The sequence below is a fragment of the Candidatus Symbiopectobacterium sp. NZEC135 genome, assembly GCF_025962695.1.
Genome location: NZ_JAGFPF010000292.1, coordinates 1 through 1,908 on the forward strand (window position 1 = coordinate 1; position 1,908 = coordinate 1,908).

At 47.7% G+C, this 1,908-nt stretch carries 2 protein-coding genes; one reads left to right on the top strand and one right to left on the bottom strand.

Annotated elements, in window-relative coordinates; all coding sequences use genetic code 11:
• The first annotated feature begins 219 nt into the window (after positions 1-219).
• Complete coding sequence (locus J5224_RS26080) at positions 220-1,215, top strand: alpha/beta hydrolase family protein (protein WP_264628089.1); 996 nt, start codon at positions 220-222, stop codon at positions 1,213-1,215.
• Positions 1,216-1,390: 175 nt separating this feature from the next.
• On the opposite strand, the gene J5224_RS26085 is transcribed toward J5224_RS26080, so the two are convergent.
• On the bottom strand, positions 1,391-1,908 hold a 518-nt coding region (locus J5224_RS26085), incomplete at its 5' end, for an SDR family oxidoreductase (RefSeq protein WP_264628090.1).

Consider the following 1,908-nt stretch of genomic DNA (forward strand, 5'->3'; position numbering starts at 1 on the left):
ATCTTTTTCATGTGCGCATTGTCTTTGGGCGTGAACCCCTTGCCCAGCAGTTTTTCTTCCATGTCATCGTTGCTCATGTTTGATCCTTCAATTTTTTGACTATCAAACAAGTATACATTATTCTATCTAATTGAATGTAGTGGTATTTGCTGCGTTCTCTGTCATTTTTGGGAATGATGGATATTATTCAGTGCCGATTCAAACGATAAGGATTTCGTAATGAGATGTTATACCCGTTTCACCGGCGGTGTGCTTTTGCTCGCCGCGCTTTCTCTCTGTCTGCCAGCCACAACCCTCGCACAAAACAGTCAAAAAAATGCAACAAGTATCGACAGTTTGAGTAGTGCGCGGGCAAAATTCAAGACCGAAATTATTGATACCAGTTTCCAGGGAGATGGTGAACCACAAACGCCACCTGCTGATATTTTTTCGCTGGTTCATTATCCCGCCAAAGATGGCCCCATGGCTGCTTTTCTTACGCCCAATCCTAATGATGGAAAAAAACATCCGGCTGTAATTTGGTTGGTGGGCGGGTATGGTGGTATCGGTGATGATGATTTTTTCTGGGCAGAGCATCCCAAAGATAATGATCAGAGCGGAAGCGCATTCAGACATGCTGGCTTGGTTATGATGGTACCAAGCTTTCGTGGAGAAAATAATAACCCAGGTCGCTATGAGATGTTTTATGGCGAAATTGATGATATAGCGTCTGCCAGAACGTATTTAGCCTCATTGCCGTATGTCGATCCAAACAGAATTTATTTGGCCGGGCACAGTACAGGCGGCACCCGTGTTTTGCTGGCGAGCGAAGCGCTGAGTGGTTTTAGAGCCGCGTTTTCTTTAGGAGGAATCCCCGATCTGAAAGCGCGTATTGAAGGCGGCCGCATGATGGTCGCTGTGCCATTTAACCAGAAAAATCCTGAAGAGTTCCGCCTCCGTTCACCCGGTATGTTCGTGACATCAATAACATCGCCAACGTTTTACTTTGAGGGTGAAGAAAGTTACTGGCCGGAATTTAATCGTTTAAAAAATCAGGCAAAAGATAATAACATTCCTTTTCATGTCTATGAGATTGAGGGGGCTGACCATTTCAATATAATTAGCCCTGTGACAGAAATGATTGCACAGAAAATAGTGAAAGATACGGGTGAAAAGGTAAATATTTCATTCAGTGCTGATGATATTAACCGAATAAAACGTGAGATTTCGCGTTGATTGGGGGCTACGCGGGCTAGCACTACACTTTTTTTGCTGGTCTGACGGAGAACGGCAAGGAGTGCAGAACCGCATTCAAGTAAACATGCTGTGCGTGTCTTGGCGACCACGCTCAGCATTTACGTCGGGCATCATGGGGCGCTGCTTACTCTGACTCGCAGGCTTGCTCTCGTCCTCAATGCCCGTTGATCCGTTCAAATACCTGGTCAAAGCGTCCTTCCCGTTCAGCCAGGCGCTGCAACCGGGCGCGTTCGACAACGATTTCTTCTGGCGTTGGCTTTTCGCAAAAGAGTGCCATTACCTCATCGATAAACGGCGTGAGCGGCAGATACCCTTCCCGGTCGGCCTGACCGGGCGTAAGTTCGGTCTGAACAGCGGGTGGAATCAGTTCGATGACTTCTATCTGCCCGGTAAGACGATGGCGTAAAGACTGGGTCAGGGAATGGATAGCGGCCTTGGTTGCGCTATAGATTGCCGCGTCAGTGCGCGGCACAAATGCCAGACCGGATGAGACATTGACAATGACAGGGGCCTGTTGCTTCCGTAGATGGTCAAGCAGGGCATTAGTGAGACGAACGGGTCCGAGTAAATTGGTAGTGATATGGGCCTCAGCATCAAACAAATCGCCGGTTGTACCGAGATCGTCGTAACGCATAATGCCTGCATTGTTGATCAGCACATTAAGAGCCGGAT